1 rRNA gene is annotated in these 1,302 nt (G+C 49.7%); it reads left to right on the top strand.

Features of this window, described 5'->3' with window-relative positions:
* Positions 1-63: 63 nt before the first annotated feature.
* Positions 64-1,302: ribosomal RNA gene (locus ACTJJJ_RS31720) — 23S ribosomal RNA — on the top strand; the annotation flags it as partial.

Here is a 1,302-nt window from a genome sequence, read left to right as displayed (position 1 = left end):
TAAAAAGATCCGGTAACGAGTTCATTGACATATTGAGAAGTAGAAGAGAAGAAAATAGAGTCGCGCAAGCGAATTAAGGGCGCATGGGGGATACCTAGGCTCTCAGAGGCGATGAAGGACGTGATAAGCTGCGAAAAGCTATGGGGAGCAGCACATATGCATTGATCCATAGATATCCGAATGGGGCAACCCAGTCAGGTGAAGCCTGATTACCCTACGGGGGGCAAACGCGGGGAACTGAAACATCTAAGTACCCGCAGGAGAAGAAAATAACAATGATTCCGTAAGTAGTGGCGAGCGAACACGGAAGAGCCCAAACCACTTTGGTTACGGCCAGAGTGGGGTTGTAGGACTCACCAAGTGGGTAAATAGCGAACTGGAATGGCATGGGAAGGCCAATCATAGAGGGTGAGAATCCCGTACAGGCAGTGAATTTATCTGAGTGAGTATCCTGAGTAGGTGGGGACCGGTGAAATCCCCTCTGAATCCGGCGGCACCATCCGCCAAGGCTAAATACTCCTGAGAGACCGATAGTGAACGAGTACCGTGAGGGAAAGGTGAAAAGTACCGCGAGCAGCGGGGTGAAATAGAACTTGAAACCATGCGCTTACAAGCGGTCGGAGCCTTCGGGTGACGGCGTGCCTTTTGCATAATGAGCCTACGAGTTACGGTTACTGGCAAGGTTAATGTATAAAGTACAGGAGCCGAAGCGAAAGCGAGTCTGAATAGGGCGATTAGTCAGTGGCTGTAGACGCGAAACTTTGTGATCTACCCTTGGTCAGGTTGAAGCGCTGGTAACACATCGTGGAGGACCGAACCGGTAAACGTTGAAAAGTTTTCGGATGAACTGAGGGTAGGGGTGAAAGGCCAATCAAACTGAGAAATAGCTCGTACTCCCCGAAATGTTTTTAGGAACAGCGTTGTGGTTGAGTCATGTTCAGGTAGAGCTACTGATAGGACTAGGGGGAGTCAAATCCTACCAAATTCTGACAAACTCCGAATGGGGCATGATATACACGGCAGTGAGGGCTGGGGTGCTAAGGTCCCAGTCCGAGAGGGGAACAACCCAGAGCATCAGCTAAGGTCCCAAAATATATGCTAAGTTGAACTAAGGGGGTCCGACTGCAGAGACAGCCAGGATGTTAGCTTGGAAGCAGCTATACATTTAAAGAGTGCGTAACAGCTCACTGGTCGAGCGGGGCGGGCATCGATAATAAACGGGCATCAAGCATATTACCGAAGCTATGCGATTGTATTTATACATATCGGTAGGGGAGCATTCTCACAGGGGTGAAGGTATTG

It is taken from the genome of Dyadobacter sp. 22481 (assembly GCF_052044875.1).
GTDB classification, from domain to species: Bacteria; Bacteroidota; Bacteroidia; order Cytophagales; family Spirosomataceae; genus Dyadobacter; species Dyadobacter endophyticus.
Note: the sequence above shows the minus strand (reverse complement) of the source record. Positions and strands in the feature narration are given on the sequence as shown.